General features: G+C 32.5%; 12 protein-coding genes. 5 read left to right on the forward strand and 7 right to left on the reverse strand.

The genetic code is table 11. The features are described from left to right. Nucleotides 1-200: 200 nt before the first annotated feature. Complete coding sequence (locus ACYSNV_RS02015; protein ID WP_461760888.1) at nt 201-2,435, reverse strand: patatin-like phospholipase family protein; 2,235 nt, start codon at nt 2,433-2,435, stop codon at nt 201-203. 15 nt (nt 2,436-2,450) lie between these two features. Next, nucleotides 2,451-4,247 carry an excinuclease ABC subunit UvrC gene (gene uvrC, locus ACYSNV_RS02020; RefSeq protein WP_461760889.1) on the reverse strand — a complete coding sequence of 599 codons (1,797 nt, stop codon included), beginning with the start codon at nt 4,245-4,247 and terminating at the stop codon, nt 2,451-2,453. Between the two features lie 180 nt (nt 4,248-4,427). Here uvrC and ACYSNV_RS02025 point away from each other — a divergent pair, with 180 nt between their 5' ends. The 3 genes from ACYSNV_RS02025 (at nt 4,428) to ACYSNV_RS02035 (ending at nt 9,155) form a co-directional block, all read left to right on the forward strand. Beyond that, the gene (locus tag ACYSNV_RS02025) at nt 4,428-5,381 is read left to right on the forward strand and encodes a succinylglutamate desuccinylase/aspartoacylase family protein (RefSeq protein WP_461760890.1); all 954 of its coding nucleotides are present in this window, start codon (nt 4,428-4,430) and stop codon (nt 5,379-5,381) included. Next, nucleotides 5,374-5,949 carry a 5-formyltetrahydrofolate cyclo-ligase gene (locus tag ACYSNV_RS02030; protein ID WP_461760891.1) on the forward strand — a complete coding sequence of 192 codons (576 nt, stop codon included), beginning with the start codon at nt 5,374-5,376 and terminating at the stop codon, nt 5,947-5,949. Before ACYSNV_RS02025 ends, ACYSNV_RS02030 begins: the two co-directional genes overlap by 8 nt. A 65-nt stretch (nt 5,950-6,014) precedes the next feature. Continuing rightward, nucleotides 6,015-9,155: a S41 family peptidase gene (locus ACYSNV_RS02035; RefSeq protein ID WP_461760892.1), complete on the forward strand. Its 3,141-nt coding sequence runs from the start codon at nt 6,015-6,017 to the stop codon at nt 9,153-9,155. Between the two features lie 55 nt (nt 9,156-9,210). On the opposite strand, the gene ACYSNV_RS02040 is transcribed toward ACYSNV_RS02035, so the two are convergent. From ACYSNV_RS02040 to recO, 4 genes are all read right to left on the reverse strand, one after another. Continuing rightward, nucleotides 9,211-9,804, reverse strand: coding sequence for a lipoprotein signal peptidase (locus tag ACYSNV_RS02040; RefSeq protein ID WP_461760893.1), 594 nt, complete (start codon nt 9,802-9,804; stop codon nt 9,211-9,213). 86 nt (nt 9,805-9,890) lie between these two features. Further along, complete coding sequence (locus tag ACYSNV_RS02045; RefSeq protein ID WP_461760894.1) at nt 9,891-10,277, reverse strand: TraR/DksA family transcriptional regulator; 387 nt, start codon at nt 10,275-10,277, stop codon at nt 9,891-9,893. Between the two features lie 7 nt (nt 10,278-10,284). After that, nucleotides 10,285-13,686 carry an isoleucine--tRNA ligase gene (gene ileS, locus ACYSNV_RS02050; protein ID WP_461760895.1) on the reverse strand — a complete coding sequence of 1,134 codons (3,402 nt, stop codon included), beginning with the start codon at nt 13,684-13,686 and terminating at the stop codon, nt 10,285-10,287. Nucleotides 13,687-13,785: 99 nt separating this feature from the next. Next, the gene (gene recO, locus ACYSNV_RS02055) at nt 13,786-14,499 is read right to left on the reverse strand and encodes a DNA repair protein RecO (RefSeq protein WP_461760896.1); all 714 of its coding nucleotides are present in this window, start codon (nt 14,497-14,499) and stop codon (nt 13,786-13,788) included. A 246-nt stretch (nt 14,500-14,745) separates the two neighbouring features. Between recO and ACYSNV_RS02060 the strand changes: the two genes are divergently transcribed. Next, nucleotides 14,746-15,504: a PdaC/SigV domain-containing protein gene (locus ACYSNV_RS02060; protein ID WP_461760897.1), complete on the forward strand. Its 759-nt coding sequence runs from the start codon at nt 14,746-14,748 to the stop codon at nt 15,502-15,504. A gap of 44 nt (nt 15,505-15,548) precedes the next feature. Further along, nucleotides 15,549-17,006 carry a lipopolysaccharide biosynthesis protein gene (locus ACYSNV_RS02065; protein ID WP_461760898.1) on the forward strand — a complete coding sequence of 486 codons (1,458 nt, stop codon included), beginning with the start codon at nt 15,549-15,551 and terminating at the stop codon, nt 17,004-17,006. A gap of 81 nt (nt 17,007-17,087) precedes the next feature. On the opposite strand, the gene ACYSNV_RS02070 is transcribed toward ACYSNV_RS02065, so the two are convergent. Beyond that, nucleotides 17,088-18,683: a DUF4139 domain-containing protein gene (locus ACYSNV_RS02070; protein ID WP_461760899.1), complete on the reverse strand. Its 1,596-nt coding sequence runs from the start codon at nt 18,681-18,683 to the stop codon at nt 17,088-17,090. Nucleotides 18,684-18,687: the final 4 nt, after the last annotated feature.

Below are 18,687 nucleotides of genomic sequence, written 5' to 3' on the forward strand. Positions count from 1 at the left end.
AATTAAAGTTGGTTAATAAATAATAAGTAAATGTTACCTCATTCCGGATTTCTCTTGATGAGGAACTTTAAGTAAGCCAATAAACCGTCCCATTGTATTTTCATAATACAACAAAAATAGACATAAAAATGAATTATCCAAATTTATATACTGTTAATTTTCACATATATATAAATTTATCTTAATTAAAATTTAGAATTCTAAAACCAAAATCCAACTGAAATATAGCCATAAGTACGGCCTGTGTCTGGAGAATAAGAGAATTTTGCTTCTAGCGGACCTATAACACTTTGCATTCCATAACCAATAGCAAACCCCGTATACTTTGCCAATTGACTCCAACTTGCTTCTGAGAAAATGTCATCTCCGGTATTTGCAATATTCACCGAAAAATTTAGATGGTGTCTCTTTAAAAACTCATAATCAAATTGAATAGAGTTTAACAAATAACTATTACCTCCTAAGCTTAAAAAATCATAACCATAAAAAGGTATAATATTATCCTTATCCGCAAAGCCATATCCACCTAAGTAATAACCAAACCCTACACTAGGTGCCTTACCAATAACGGCACCTACCCTAGCTCTGTAATCTAAACTTAATTTAGGGCTAATTCGCCTTGCTATTCCAACTTGTCCTGAAATTGTTGAAAAATTAACAAAATCTTCTAAGTAATCGCTAGAATAAAAGAAATTTCGATATTCTCCTTTGATTAAAAAACCGCTTCTGGGAAAATATTTATTATCATAAGAGTCAACTAAAATATTAGCAAATACTCCTAAATAATTACTATAGTCAAATCTGTTCTTATGACTAGTTAAAGTCTTGCTCGTTATGTCCAAAAAGCGGTGTTCAAATCCCAACCCAAATACATATTTTTGGGCATAGGAAGATTGTACAAACAATCGATTCTCTAAATCGGCGTAATTCACATTGAATTCTTTAGGGGCATTTGGAATATTTAAATTCCCCCCCATTGCCTTTACAAGCAGGTCATAAGGTAATTCTCTATTGAATCGACTCAAACGAGATGTTAAACCATAACTCCAATAAAAACCATTGTCTATAAAGTAATTAAAATTATATCGAACATTATCTCCCAATCCAACATCTAAAGACATCACATCGCTTTTGGTTAAAAAATTCTTTTTAGTAATATTTACCAAAGCAGCCGTTTTATATAGACCATCATAGTGTACCCCTAATTTTAAATATGTATTGATTGGGTTTTCAATCAAGGTCATATCTAAAATATCTTGTTCATTATCCTTATCAAAGCGGTAAGAAATAGCGCTAAAGTTTTCGGTACCATTTAAACGAGTAATTCCACGATCTAAATCTTGATAGGTTATCGTGCTATTGGGTTTAAAACCAAGTTTACCATGAATATAGCGTAAAGTAAACCTATCTAATCCTTTTATATTTATTTCAGAAATATACAACGAGTCATTATACATTTTAGGTACATACTGCTCAGAAATAATACTTTCTTCTCTACCAATAGCCTGAAGTTGGTCAAGTACTTGATTGGCCGCTTCCACACCGGTTTGAATAATAGCCTTCCCCTCGGCAAAAGAAATTACCGAGTACCCTACAATATTTGGTTTGATGTAAATATCAGTCTGCCCAACTTTATCTTTCATCTGGCTAATTGTAGAGTAGTTAGATAATTGAGACAGTACATCAGTTGCACCCTCAATTTCTTCGGCGCTTTTTAGTCCGTCTTGAACATCTACTCCAATAATAATTTCAGCTCCCATATTCTTTAACTCTTCAATGGGATAGTTATTTACAATTCCACCATCCAACAGGTCAACCCCATCAATATTCACAGGAGCGAATAAAGTAGGAAAAGCACCACTTGCTAATATAGCCTGTGGTAGGTATCCACTGTCCAATACAACTGGCTCGCCTTTACCTAAATCGGTAGCTATACATAAAAAAGGGGTATTTAGTTGGTCAAAATCCCTAACATGTCTTACATGAGCCAATAAAGTATTCATAAGGTTATAGTTATACATCCCTCTTGATAAAGATCTAGGAAAACCTATCTTAAATTTCTCAAATGGCAAGCTTACTGCATAAATTTCATCATTTTTCTTTTCATAAAATGATTTTGACAATCTAGGAATATAGTCTTTTATTAATGCCGAAACATCTATACTATTAAAAATAGAGTCTAATTCAGTGGCAGTATAACCCGATGCATATAAACCACCTATAATGGCTCCCATACTGGTACCGGCAATATAGTCTACTTTGACATTATTTTGCTCTAAAACTTTTAATACTCCGATATGAGCTAATCCTTTAGCCCCACCGCCACTTAAAACTAACCCTACTTTTGGTTTATGTACTAAACTATCGCTAGCCTGCGCCTTAGACCAAACAAAAAGTAAACTGGCAAATAATAGAATTATAAAACGTAAGCTCATAGAATTTAAATTGTTCTAATTTACTTTAAAAAAATCAATTAACACCTTACTTTTAGCTTTTCCTATAATCTTTTGTAAATCTTCAAATGAAGCTTTTTTTATTCTACTAACGCTTTTAAAATGATTCATCAAAGCAATCTTGGATTTTTCTCCAATTCCGGGAATACCATCAAGAGAACTTGTAATTGCATTTTTACTACGTTGATTACGATGAAAACTTAAACCAAAACGATGTGCTTCATCTCGAAGATGAATAATTACCTTCATAGTTTCAGAGCGTTTATCCAAATACATAGGTATACTATCTCCTGGGTAGAATATTTCCTCTAAACGTTCAGCCAAACTTATGATGGTGATTTTTCCACGCAAGCCCAATTCTTCTAAGCTTTTTAAGGCCGCAGATAACTGTCCCTTACCCCCATCAATTACAATTAAATCCGGCAAGGGTGCTTGCTCTTGTAAGAGCCTTTTGTAACGCCTATACACAATCTCTTGCATTGAATCATAATCATTAGGCCCATCAACTGTTTTTACATTAAAGTGCCTATAGTCCTTCTTACTGGGCTTTGCATCTTTAAAAACAACACAAGCTGCTACTGGATCGCTTCCTTGGATGTTAGAGTTATCAAAACATTCAATATATCTAGGCTCCACATGCATACGAAGATCTTTTTTCATCTGAGCCATAATTCGATCAACATGCCTTTGAGGATCGGTTATTTTAATCTGCTTTAGCTGATCCATACGATAGAACTTAGCATTGCGTTCTGATAATTCCAAAAGTCTTTTTTTATCTCCTAACTTAGGAATAGTGGCAAGGATTCCTTGTGCTAACTCCACTTTAAAAGGAACAATAACTTCTTTAGAGTTCAAATTAAATCTCTCTCTTAACTCCACTATGGCTAATGAAAGTAATTCGGGATCTGATTCATCCAACTTTTTTTTCATCTCTAAGGTATGGGAACGGATAATAGATCCATAAGAAACCTGTAGAAAATTCACATAGGCCATTGTGTTATCAGACACTATAGAAAATACATCTACATTACTTATCTTAGGGTTAACAATTGTACTCTTGGCTTGATAATTTTCTAAAAGCTCTATTTTCTCCTTAACCTTTTGTGCCTGCTCAAATTCTAAGTTAGCTGCCAAATCCGCCATATATGCCTTAAAATCACGTAAACTATCCTTAAAATTACCCTTTAAAATATCTCTGATTTGTATAATTTTATTATCATATTGTTTTTCTGACTCATATCCCTGACACGGACCTTGACAGTTTCCGATATGATACTCAAGACACACTTTATATTTTTCAGATCTAATATTTGTTTGATTCAAATCATAATTACAAGTACGTAGTGCATAAAGCTCTTTGATTAGTTCTAGTAAAGTATGGACTGTTTTAATATTTGTATAAGGACCAAAATATTCAGAACCGTCTTTAACAATTCGTCTTGTTGAGAACACTCTTGGAAAAGGTTCCTTTTTGATACAAATCCATGGATAGGATTTATCGTCTTTCAATAAAACATTATATCGAGGTTGTAGTCGTTTAATTAAGTTATTTTCCAATAATAATGCATCTGTCTCGGTGGGAACAACAATATGCTTTATAAAAGCTATTTTTTTTACCAATACATTGGTCTTACCTTCTTGATGAATTTTATTGAAATACGAACTAACACGTTTTTTTAAATTTTTCGCTTTACCTACATACAATATCTTATCTTCCTTATCAAAATACTGATATACTCCAGGTTCATTAGGTAAAGTTTTTATTTGCAGTAATAAATCAGCAGATGGTTCCATGGGGTGTATTAAATTTATTTATAACAAAAATACCTTAAGTTTTTTAGCTTATAAAAAAAAGCCTGAAAAACTTAACTTAAAGTATTTTGCTAATTATAAAAAATCATCCCTAAAAAATTATAACGCGATTAAAAACCTATGCCAAAGTTTTTATATCTTCACTAAAATTACTCACCAAAAATGAAAATACTCCAACACACCATCGCACCAGGGCAAACAATAAAGCTTAATCTTGAAATTGCTAAATTACACACTGCTTCGAATTTAGAAATTCCCGTAATCGTTTCTAGAAGTAAACATCCTGGTCCTACCGTATTACTATCGGCTGGACTTCATGGAGACGAACTCAATGGCGTAGATATTGTAAGGCAAATAGTTCATAAAAAAATAAACATACCCAAAAGAGGAACTATAATTTGCATTCCTGTGATAAACATATTTGGTTATATTAATAAATCTAGGGAATTTCCAGATGGTAGAGATATGAACCGAGTATTTCCTGGAAGTAAAGATGGGTCTTTAGCGGGGCGTTTTGCCTATCACCTTTTGCAATCTATAATTCCACTTGTGGACTATGCGATTGATTTCCATGCCGGAGGACAAAGTCGATTTAATGCACCTCAAATTAGAATTGCCTCCAATGATCCCCAATTAAAGCAGCTTGCAGATATATTCCAACCTCCATTTATTCTATATTCAAATCAAATTGCGGGTTCATTTAGAAATGCATGTGCTAAACGCAATGTAAAAATGTTACTTTTTGAAGGAGGTAAGTCATTAGATATAAATAAAGATGTATCGAGCATGGGAGTAGAGGGAACAATGCGTTTTTTAGCCCATTTTGATATGCTTGCAGATCATTTTCACTTACCTGACCCACATTATAAGGTAGTTACCATTGAAAAGGCACAATGGATTAGAAGCAGAAAATCAGGTCTGTTACATGATCAAGTAGAAATCGGTTCTTTTGTTGAAAAAGGAACTACCTTAGCGGAAATATCCGATCCTTATGGAAAAGAGAATGTTAAAGTTAAATCACCAATAAGTGGATATGTCATTAATGTAAACCATTCTCCTATTGTATATCAAGGAGATGCTATTTTTAATATTTCTAAAACCATTTGTAATGAATAAAGACATTTTAAGAAAAAAATATAACACATTACGTCTATCTTTAGATAATCAAACCCTAGAGCAATTTAGCTTGGATATAGCCAACACAAGCTTAACACTTCCTATTTGGGATAAAAGCAATTATCATATCTTTCTTCCTATCACCAAAAAAAAGGAAATTAATACGGAATACTTATTGCAAATTTTAGCAGGAAAGGATAAAAACATCATTTTATCCAAAAGTAACTTTACCGATGGTACACTAACTCATTTTTTATTAACAGATAATACCATTATAAAAGAAAATAGTTATGGTATACCAGAACCGGTTGAGGGTATAAAAATTAATGAAGAACAAATTCAAGTAGTTTTTATTCCTTTATTGGCTTTTGACAAAACAGGCAATAGAATTGGGTATGGCAAAGGTTTTTACGATCGTTTTTTGAGTTTATGTCAGAAAGACACTATTAAAGTAGGTTTGAGTTTTTTCCCCCCCGAAGAATCCATTAGTGATGTTTACCACCTTGACATTCCTTTAGACTATTGTATTACTCCTAACAAAACCTACAGTTTTCATAAAAAATTATAATTTTAACGTAATGAGTATTAGTGAATCATTCAAAATATTTTTATGTTTATTAAAAATATTAACCAATGATAAAAAATACCCTAACATTAATGGCCTTATCCTTGACTTTTGCTACTTATGCCCAAAGTCAGGTTAAATTCATGTCTAACCCTTCGTTAAGTCCAGACGGCAAAACAGCATATTTTAGCTTCGATGGCGATATTTATCAAGCCCCATTAGATACTGGAGTTGCAACTCGTTTAACTGCTTTACAAGGAGAGGAAACAAACCCACGCGTGTCGCCAGATGGAAAATACCTAGCTTTTAATTCCAACCAGTTTGGTAACAATGACATATTTGTCATGCCTTTAAACTCAGGACAAATCAAACAACTTACATTTCACCAAGCCAATGACCAATTGGAGAGTTGGTCATGGGATAATAAAACTATCTATTATACCAGTAATTCGGATAAAAATTTTGCTTCATACAAAGTTGATAAAGACGGTTCAACTCCGGTAGCTTTATTTGATAATTACTTTAATAATACCAATGCACTGGTAGAAACTCCAAATCAAAACTTTTTATTTACCAATTCTAGTGAGAGTGCAAACCAAATTGCACGTAAGAGATATAAAGGTGAAAACAATCCAGATATTCACCAATATAATCCTGAAACACAAGAATTTGAAACCTTAACAAATTATGACGGTAAAGATTTCAGTCCCACAGTAGATAGAAATGGAAATATCTATTTCATATCCGATCAGGAAAATGGCCATTATAACCTTTATAGTTTTGAAAATGGTAAAAAAGTAGCTTTAACTCACTTTGACACTTCTATAAAAAAGCCTTTTGTTAGTGCTGATGGTTCTAAAGTTATATTTGAAAAGGATTATGATTTATTTATTTTCGACACAAACTCCAGAACAACAACTCCCTTAACCATAGAATTAAACAAGCAAACTAATATTGATAAAGAACAAAGCTACAATACCAACAATAACATTAGCTATTTCGATGTCTCTCAAGATGATAAAAAAATAGCTTTTGTCAGTAGAGGTGTCCTATTTGTAAGTGATACTAAAGGTAAGTTTATTAAACAAATAACTGATGGCTCACAAAGAGTTATGGAAGTTAAATGGTTAAAAGACAACCAAACACTTTTATTTAGTCAAACTTATCAAGGTTATCAAAACTGGTTCAAATTAGACCTAGTAAAAGATTCTGAAATAACGCAATTAACCAAAGATTTACGAAACAATAGAGATATTACCTTAAACCATGATTTAAGTCAAGCTGTTTATTTAAGTGGTAGAGATCAGGTTGTTTTAATGGATTTAAATAATTTTAACCCCGAGGTAATTGTTAATGACGAAATTTGGGCCTTCCAAAATTCTAAACCTTCATTTTCACCTGATGGAAAGTATGTCTTATTTACAGCAAAACGAAACTTTGAAGAAGATATCTTTGTTTATGATATCCAAAATAAAAAAACAGTAAACTTAACCAATACTGGTGTAGCTGAAAGTAATCCAGTATTCTCACCCGATGGTAAATATATTTATTTCACATCAGATCGTATCAATCCTTCCTATCCACTAGGAATGCAAAATCCCAATATCTATAGATTTTCTGTGGATTGGCTGACAAAAGATTTTCGCTCAAATAAATATGATGAATTATTTGAAAAACAAGAGAGCCAAACGGACAAAGTAAACAAAAAATCAAAAAACACTGTGGTTAATAAACCACAAGAAATACAAACCATCAACATTAATACCGATGGTATATTAGAGCGTATTGAATTAGTTAGTGATAGATTTGGTAATCAAAGCTCACCTGTGGTATTCCAAGATAAAGAAAAGCAAATTGTTTTCTATATCTCTAACCAGGACAATGGAAAGTATGCGCTATATAAAAAAACTTATCAAGATTTCGAACAAGCTAAAACACAAAAAGCGTTTGACAGTTCCATGTATAACATTATAAGGGTAAATGAGAATCTTTATGGGTTAAATGGGAAAAACATCTTTAAATTTGACTTAAAAGATGGCAAGCCAGAGGAGATTAAAATAGAACATGAATTTTCCAAAAGTTTACAGCAAGAGTTTGACCAAATGTACTTTGAAACCTGGGCAGGAGTTGAAGAAAACTTCTATGATGAAAATTTTCACGGCATCGACTGGCAACAAATGAAAACACACTTTGCCCAATATCTTCCTTATGTAAACAACCGAGCAGATCTACGCATACTACTAAATGACATGCTAGGTGAATTAGGATCTTCTCATTTAGGTTTTAACTCAAATGGACAAGAAGAAAAAACAAGATTGAATTATATTACAGTAGAAACTGGAATCGTCTTTGACAAGGACAATCCTTACAAAGTAGATTACATAATTAGAAAGAGTCCAGCTTTTGCAACCGATATTGACATTCAAAAAAATGATGTCTTAACAAAAGTAAATGGGCAAGAAATAGATATTCAAAAAAACAGAGAACAATATTTTAGTTTCCCATCAAAGCAAGCAGAGATAAGCTTAACCTTTCTACGAAACAACAAAGAATTTACCGTTAAATTACATCCTATTAATTTTGTAGAGAACAAAGCTTTATTATACGATCAATGGATATATGAAAATCGTAAAAGAGTCAATGATCTTAGTAACAATCGAATTGCATATTCTTATATGAAAAACATGTCAGGTGAACAATTAGATTCATTCCTGTTAGACATGGTAGAACAAGAACATCGTAAAGAAGCAGTTATTTTAGACCTTAGATTCAATACCGGTGGAAATGTTCACGATAAGGTACTAAATTTCCTTGCCCAAAGACCTTATCTACAATGGAAATATCGTGAAGGCGCCTTAACGGTTCAAAGTAACTTTGCTCCAAGTGGCAAACCAATTGTTCTTTTAATAAATGAATTTTCTTTAAGTGACGCAGAAATGACGGCCCAAGGTTTTAAAGCCCTTAAATTAGGAACCATTATTGGACAAGAAACTTATAGATGGATAATCTTTACTTCTGCGAAATCACTTGTTGATGGCTCTTCATACCGCTTGCCGGCATGGGGTACTTACACCTTAGAAGGTGAAAACCTAGAGAAAACAGGAGTATCTCCTGATATCTACATCAAAAACACCTTTATGGATCGATTAAACAACAACGATCCCCAATTAGATGCCGCTGTAAATCACATTTTAAAGCAATTAGATTAAAAGGTAAATTTTTAAAAAAATTATAACAAAAAAAAGCTCCAATCTAGGAGCTTTTTTATTTATTAAATATGACTTTATTAAAAACTATTAAAATACCCACTCCAACCGATATTGCAACATCTGCAAGGTTAAAAATGGCATTAAAAAAAGTGAAATACTTTCCACCCCATATAGGCAACCAATCTGGCAAATACCCACGATAAATAGGAAAATAGAACATATCTACTACTTTACCATGAAAAATAGTTCCATATGGGTTATCTGAAAAAAGCGTAGCTACTTGATGAATACTATCATTGAAGATAATACCGTAAAAAAGTGAGTCCAAAATATTTCCAATAGCGCCGGCCATAATCAAAGATATAGCAACTATTAAATAATTAGACATTTTCTTTTTTATAGAGTCCACCAGCCACCAGCCAATTCCACAAACTGCTACAATACGAAAAAGAGTCAATGCTAACTTACCATAGTCACCAGGGAGTTCAACACCCCATGCCATACCATCATTTTCAATAAAATGAATCCTAAACCAATCAAATACATAGTATTCCTCTCCTAATAAAAAATTGGTTTTTATAAAGATCTTCAACCATTGATCTAATACCAATACCACTACAACAAGTAGGATAGCTCTTTTTAACGACATTTCTATTTATTTACATCAGCAAATGTAAATTATTTTAAGGTATAAAAAAAACGCTCTAATAAGAGCGTTTTCATTTTTATTAAAGATTAACGTTGTAAGTTTTTTGCCTCTATACTCATTGTAGCATGAGGAACTAACTTTAATCGTTCTTTATCAATTAACTTTCCAGTTACCTTACAAATGCCATATGTTTTATTCTGGATTCTTATAAGAGCATTACGCAAATCACGAATAAATTTCTCTTGGCGAATTGCTAACTGAGAATTAGCCTCTTTAGACATTGTTTCACTTCCTTCTTCAAATGCTTTAAAAGTAGGGGATGTATCATCTGTCCCATTATTTAAATCATTCATGTAAGCACTTTTAATTAAATCTAAATCAGCTTGAGCTTTCAAGATCTTAGCTTGAATTAACTCTTTAAAGTCTGCTAACTCGGCATCCGAGTAACGTACTAATTCACTAACTTCTTTCATAACAAACTTATTTAATAACCAATACTCGCGTTTTTAGTTCGTCAAACTCCAGTTCTATACCCTGGTGTAAGTCAGAAACAAAACTCAGATCACTTGTTAAAGTTTCAGACTTTATATAATCTAAGTTAGCTAAAACCGCTTCCTTTATATCTTTTTGCTCTTCCATGGTAATCTGAATCTTATCGGTAACCTCAAAACCAGAGTCTTTTCTAATATTTTGGATACGATTAACTAATTCACGAGCAATTCCTTCATTTCTTAATTCTGATGTAATTGTAATATCTAATGCAACTGTAATACCATTTTCATTAGCCACTAACCATCCTTCTATATCTTGAGATGTAATTTCAACATCAGATATGTTCAATATAACACTTTTTTCTGTTAAATTTAATTTAATTTCACCATTTTTTTCAATCTCATTAATTTCTTGAGCGGTAAAATTCTGTATCTCTTTGGCTATGAGACCCATGTCTTTTCCAAATCTAGGTCCTAATGTCTTGAAATTTGGTTTAATTTGTTTTACTAAAATTCCAGAAGCATCATCTAAAAGCTCAATTTCTTTAACATTCACTTCTGCTTTGATCAAATCAGCTACAGCCAAAATTTCTTGTCTTTGACTTGGATCCAGAATAGGAATCATAATACGCTGCAAAGGTTGACGCACCTTGATCATCTCTTTCTTGCGCAATGACAATACAAGAGAAGATATAACTTGAGCTTTATGCATTCTACTTTCTAAACCAAGATCAACTAAATCCTGATTAAACTCAGGGAATTTAGCCAAATGTACAGATTCAAACGCTTCTGTATTTGTAGCCAGGGTTAAATCTCTGTAAAGTTTATCCATAAAAAATGGCGCAATAGGAGCCGATAACTTACTTACTGTTAATAAACAGGTATATAAAGTTTGATACGCCGCAATCTTATCTTGACCATAATCTCCCTTCCAGAACCTTCTTCTACATAATCTAACGTACCAATTACTTAAATTTTCTGATACAAACTCAGCAATTGCACGAGCTGCTTTTGTAGGTTCATAATCGGCATAATATTCATCTACCTTTTGTACCAAGGTATTTAACTCTGATAAAATCCAACGGTCGATTTCTGGTCTTTGTTCCAATGGAATATCCTTCTCACTATAAGTAAAGCCATCAATATTGGCATATAAAGCAAAAAAGTTATAGGTGTTATAAAGAGTTCCAAAAAACTTTCTTCTAACCTCGTTAATACCTTCGATATCAAACTTTAAATTATCCCAAGGATTTGCATTGGAAATCATATACCAGCGTGTTGCATCTGGTCCATGCTCTTGTAGGGTTTGAAAAGGATCAACAGTATTACCTAAACTTTTTGACATTTTCAAACCATTTTTATCTAATACCAGACCATTGGACACAACATTTTTGTATGCATTTGTATCAAATACTAAAGTTGCAATGGCATGTAGGGTATAAAACCATCCTCTTGTTTGGTCAACCCCTTCTGCAATAAAATCAGCTGGATAACTTAAATTATTATCTATCAATTCTTTATTCTCAAATGGATAATGCCACTGAGCATATGGCATTGCACCTGAATCGAACCAAACGTCAATTAAATCAGCTTCTCGTTTCATTGGCTTTCCACTTGCAGAAACCAAAGTAATTTGGTCTACTACGTTTTTATGTAAATCAACCTTATCATAATTACCCTCTGACATATCTCCAATTACAAATTCCTGGAAAGGATTTGTTTTTTGAACACCTGCTTTGATAGATTTTTCAATTTCTTGAATTAATTCTTCTACAGAGCCAATTAGAATTTCCTCGGACTTATCCTCAGTTCTCCATATTGGTAAAGGAATTCCCCAATAACGAGAGCGAGACAAATTCCAATCATTTGCATTTTTAAGCCAATTCCCAAAACGTCCTTCTCCTGTGGCTTTAGGTTTCCAATTAATATCCTGATTCAACTCAAACATTCTATCTTTTACTTGAGTAATCTTAATAAACCACGAGTCTAATGGATAGTATAAAACTGGCTTATTAGTTCTCCAGCAATGTGGATAGCTGTGCACATATTTTTCAACTTTAAAAGCCTTATTTTCTTCTTTTAAACGAATCGCAATTTCCACATCAACAGACTTCTCTGGTGCCTCTCCATCCTGGTAGTACTCGTTTTTAACATACTTACCTGCTAATTCTCCCATTTGTTCCACAAATCTTCCTTGTAGATCCACTAAAGGAACAGCAAAGCCATCTTTGTCTAAAATTAACATAGCTGGAACCTCAGGGGTAGCCTCTTTGGCCACCTTGGCATCATCTGCTCCGAAAGTCGGGGCAGTATGCACAATTCCTGTACCGTCTTCTGTGGTAACAAAATCACCTGCAATAACTCTAAATGCATTTTCTGGATTTTGATAAGGCAATGTATACGGAAGTAATTGCTCATATCTAATTCCAACTAAATCAGCTCCCTTAAAGTCACTTATTACTAGATAAGGAATTTTTTTATCTCCAAATGAATAAGTCTGAAGCTCTTGCTCAGTCTCCACTTTTTGGAACTTACCAGCAAATTGCTTTGCAATTAAGGCTTTTGCTAAAATAACAGTGATTGGCTTTCCAGTATACTGATTATATGTTTTTACTAAACTATACTCAATCTTTGGTCCAACTGTCAAAGCAGTATTAGAAGGTAATGTCCAAGGAGTTGTTGTCCAGGCTAGAAAATCAATATTTTTATATTGTTGTAAAAAATCAGGCAAAGAATCTTCTATTGCTCTAAACTGAGCTACAATTGTTGTATCTGTAACATCTTTGTAGCAACCCGGTTGATTTAACTCATGGGAAGATAAGCCTGTCCCAGCCTTTGGAGAATAAGGTTGAATTGTATATCCTTTATATAATAAGTCCTTATCATAAATCTGTTTTAATAGCCACCAAACAGATTCCATGTACTTCGATTTATACGTAATATATGGATTCTGAGTATCCACCCAATACCCCATTTGCTCAGTAAGATCATTCCAAAGATCTGTGTAACGCATAACTGTTTGCTTACAAGCCTTATTGTAATCTTCGATAGATATTTTAGTTCCGATATCCTCTTTGGTAATACCTAACTCTTTCTCGGTACCTAACTCCACAGGTAAACCATGAGTATCCCAGCCTGCTTTTCGCTTAACTTGGAATCCTTTTTGAGTTTTATATCGACAAAAAATATCTTTAATCGCACGAGCCATCACGTGGTGAATTCCTGGTTTACCATTAGCCGAAGGTGGTCCTTCAAAAAACACAAATGGCTTATTATCGTCTCTTGTACTAATACTCTTCTCAAATATGGATTGTTCTTTCCAAAACTCACGCATTTCTGAAGCTACCCCTGACAAATCAAGATTCTTGTATTCTGTAAATTTACTGCTCATGTTTATTAACTGTAATATTTTTTATCAATTTCGCGAATTTAAACATTTTCCACTAATTAACACCTAATTAATTGGTAGGAAAATATTTAATGTAATTAATTATCCAAAAACTTCTTGTAAAACCTGCAATGATTTAGGTTTCTTAAAATTACTAAGGTGTTCTTGATAATAGATAACTAACAAGTTTAGTAAAATTTTTCTATCCTTACTAGTAAATACTTTTTGTTCTTTATTAAAATTTAAATCTACTAACTTTTTAAATAAGTGAGTTTGCTCTGCATCGAAACATTCTAGACTATACATAGAGGTAAATCCCCCTTCCTTCCAATTAAAGAAATCATTATCAATCTGCGATAAATCAGGATAAAATCCAAAATACTTAGATAAATCTAACAATAAAATTAAGTGGAAATTCGCTGGATGATCATGGGTATCCAACCACATTAAAGCAGCTTGTAAATATGCAAAGAATTCTAAATCTCTCTCTTGTAAGGTAATGGTTAAATGCAGAACTTCAGCTATAAAAATTGCGATACTGTTTTTATAAAAGTCATAATAAATGTCCTGATAAAGATGACCTATTTTTATTTCTTTAAAATATTCCATCTTACCTTTATTCTTAAAAACGAATTCAACCTCCAAATTCATTAAAGGCTGAAAATAAGCAATCTTTGAAGATGACTTCCCCTTAGAAAAAGCATTAGGCACATAAAAAGTTTGCAAGCCGACTTCTTTAGTTAAACACCTAACTATTAATCCCTTCTCCTGATATTTTAATGCACTTATTACAATGGCTTGGGTTTTTACTAACATTTTGTAAAAGCTTTGCTTTGATATTTTCTAACTTCTTTAATAACTCCAAAAACAATGCATAATTATCTGGCCAGTATTCAAAAAGTTTTGACAAATTTACGTATTGTTACCCACATAACCCTCTTTATGCTATAATTTACTAATGCCACCAACGAACTACCGGAAATTTTGCTAAAGAAAGGATTATAAGTGCAATACTACTATCTTTTTGGATTATTTTTCAATAGCTTTGTAACAAAACATGCTATGAAAAAAATACTACTCTTACTATCATTTACCTTTGTTTTGATAAGTTGTGAATCGCAAAGCTCAAAGGATATTGTTTTTAAACAAGAATTTTTCCAGGGTCAATCCGATGTAAATTGTCAAGAGGATAATTGTACAAGTATTGAAATTGATGTGCCTGTTATAATTAACGCACAACACGATATTAAGAATTCCATTAATCAAGCAACCTTAGCAACTATTGTTGATTTGATGTCTTTTGAAACAGATCTAAACAACATTAATACTTATCAGAGCCTAGTTAGTGCTTTTTTAGATTCATATGAGGATTTTGTAAAACAGTACCCCGATGAGTCTATGCCTTGGAAAGCAACTGTTAAGGCAAACAATACCTTTATCAACGATAGTCTATATGCTTTAAAAATAGATTACTATACGTTTGCCGGCGGAGCCTATGGCTACCAAAATAGTATCGGATTACTTTTTGATTTACAAGACGCACAAATCCTAACTCCTGATAAGCTTTTTACTAATTGGCCTAAAGTAATGCCTCTTATTGAGTCTAAAATAAACTATGGTCAACAACTAAAAGATAACAAAGGTATTTTAGCTTATCCCGAACAGATATTCATTCATAATGATAAAATTGTGTTTGCATATTTTAATGAAGTTAATTTTCCAGTTTCACAACAACCCGATTACATTGAATTTCCTTTACAAGAAATTGCACCTTATTTAGCTTACAATGTAACTCCTTTAGAGATTGTTTATCAGAAATAATTTACTTTTACACAAAAGAATTCATTAATTACACTTGAGTCACTTTGAGTATCTATAAAAAAATATTTAAACAAACCGCCATATATGGTTTAGCGGCGGTTTTCCCAAAAGTTATTGGCTTTTTCTTAGTTCCATTTCACACGCAAGTAATGCCTGATCAGGCTTATGGAGAATATAGTGTAGTATTTGCTATTATAACTTTTTTCAATGTGATTTTGGCCTTTGGAATGGAAACTGCTTTTTTTAGATATTACAATTTACAAGACAACAAAAAGCAGGTGAATAATAACGCTACGTTATTCCTAACCCTAACCTCTTTAACTTTCTTGGCTATAAGTTTACTCACGCAAGACTTTTGGAGTGAATTTTTAAACATATCTAAAGAAGTTTTTCAATATGTTATCTGGATTTTAGTATTAGATACCCTCGTAATTATTCCTTTTGCTAAATTAAGAGCGGACCAAAGATCTGTATTTTATAGTTTAATTAAAATTGGTAACGTTACCGTATTTACACTCTTAAATGTTTTTTTCCTATACCTTTTACCTTCTTTAAGTCAACTTTATCCTGAAAGCTTTTGGAATGGTTTATACATAGAAAATTACCAAGTAGCCTATCTTTTTATTGCTAATTTAATAGCAAGCGCCATTACCTTCTTAGTATTTTACAAAGAATATATTAGACTAAAATGGCGTTTCGACCTAACACTAGCTGGTAAAATGATACGATATGGAGTGCCGATAATGATTGGGGGAATAGCATTTGCAATTAACGAGGGGTTTGATAAAATTTTATTAGAAAGACTTCTACCAAAAGATGTAGCTTTATCCCAAATTGGTCAATATGCAGCTTGCTACAAATTAGGGCTATTCATGGTACTTTTTCGCCAAGCTTATACCTTGGGAATTGAACCTTTTTTTTTCAATTATGCTAAAAATGAGGATGCGCCCATTAAATATGCAACAATTACAAAATACTTTACCATATTTGGTAGCATTATAATGCTAGTTATAATCGTTTTCTCAGACATTCTTAAACAATTAATCATTAGAAACCCTGACTATTGGCCAGCAATGAGTATCGTACCATTAATTATCCTAGCCAATCTTTGTATGGGTATTTACACCAATTTATCGGTATGGTACAAGCTAACGGACAAAACTATGGTGGGAGCTTATATTTCTATTATAGGAGCCATATTAACTCTAATATTCAATTTCACACTTATCCCCTACTTAGGATATATTGGGTCGGCTATTGCCACTTTAATTGCCTATGGATCAATGATGATAATATCTTACCTACTGGGACAAAAATACTATCCAATACCCTATGATAAAAAAGCTATTTCAGGCTATTTATCACTGTCTATTTCTTTGTCCTTTATCTATTTTTATTTTTTCAGAGAAAATTACATAATTGGAATCACATTTATCTTTATTTTCCTATTTGTAATATTAAAACTAGAACGAAAATTAATACGTATCATATTACAAAAATAAAAAACTGTCCTTTTTTAACATGCTCCAAAAAATGTTTAGCTTTTTGGAACATGACTATTTTATCAGGACGATTTCAATTTTTTAAAGGCTTAACTTTTGATCTTTATTATATTTAATATCATATCCGAAACGAAGGGTTTTACTTTGATCAGCATCCAATTTTAAATCCCACGTAAAAAGACCTTTTTCTTGATCAACCATAGCTCCATCTCTTTGGGTTATACTAATTTCAATATCTGTATTAGAGCTAATTGGAAATTGATCCTGAATAGTTATACTAACGTCTTTCGATTTATTATTTTTAACAATAATCTCGTAAAGATAACTATCAATCTTTTTACCGGATAATAAACGAGATCCTGCTTTATCTTTAATCAATTTTCTAGACACCTGAACCCTTGGGTCCTTTCCTAAGTTAAGACTTAATACATCTTGGGTAGTGTTAACATCTAAAGTAGTCTTTCCAACATACATACCCTCAAACATAACATTGGCCTGTCCCTTTAAAAAATTATATTGGTTATAATCCTTTATTGTTGCTATTAAATACGCAGAAGGATCAAGCTTAACGGCACTAAAATAAGTATAACTTGCGGGCACAGAAAATTCATCTAAGGTAACTAGATTACTTTGTTTACCTGATTGAATTGTATAAGGTAAATTAATATCAAAATTTACATTCAACTCTGTTTCAGACACATTTGCAACCAACATAGGTTGCTCTAATGCCATTTCCGTATACTGAAACTGATCGGCTGTCTGTACACTAGCCTTCCTCACACTTGCTGCACGCACAGCAATGGGAACAGGATTAATATAGTCAATAAACCATGTATCCCATTTGGGCATAATATTACTTAAATTAGCATATCCGCTGGTTAAACTTAAAGAAACATTATCCCAATCCAAACCAGTATTTTGACGAACATCCGCCTTATAAACAACTTGGATATCTTTATTTATTTCTGGAACATTTAATTCATATATCGCTTTCCAACTTGCCAAAGGAGTAAAGTATCTCAATATAAAAGAAACCTCTTGAGCAACGGGATTACTTATCTGTACAATAATTTTTCCATTACCAAATTTCTTACCTGCAATATGTCCTGTTTGCAAACGGGCCTTGAGATCAACTAATTTTTTTTGTAAAACTAGTTTTTCCTGTTGCAAAGCATCTAATTCGTTAGCCAATGAAGTACGTTTATACAAATAAAAATCCAGTAACTTAGAAAGCTCTTGGGTAAATCCTTGCCCACTTGTGTTAGGTAAAATACGGTTCGTATCCAATAACTCTAAAGAATTTTTTTGGGAGGTGATCTTATTATCTAATAACTGTAATTTAGCTTCAAATTTGAATATACTATCGTTTACAGCATTCAAAGGTGTTTGCAAGGATTGCGCCATATCGAAATCACTAGTATAACTAGTACGAAGGATACTCAATGGCTTATCTGGACTAATGGAAATAGTATTATCGTTTACCGATTCTGCTAAATTACTAACAACTATTTCAGAAGTACCCTTTGGTAATTTAATTTTAAATTCATGTGCTAAATCACTACCGTTAAAATACACCCTAGCATGTTTTAAACTAGCCTCTTGATATATTTTTTGTTGTCCCCAGGTAATCCCTGAAAATAACAAAAAGCCAATTACAAATATATTTACTTTACCCATATAC

This window comes from Myroides sp. LJL119 (assembly GCF_054871605.1).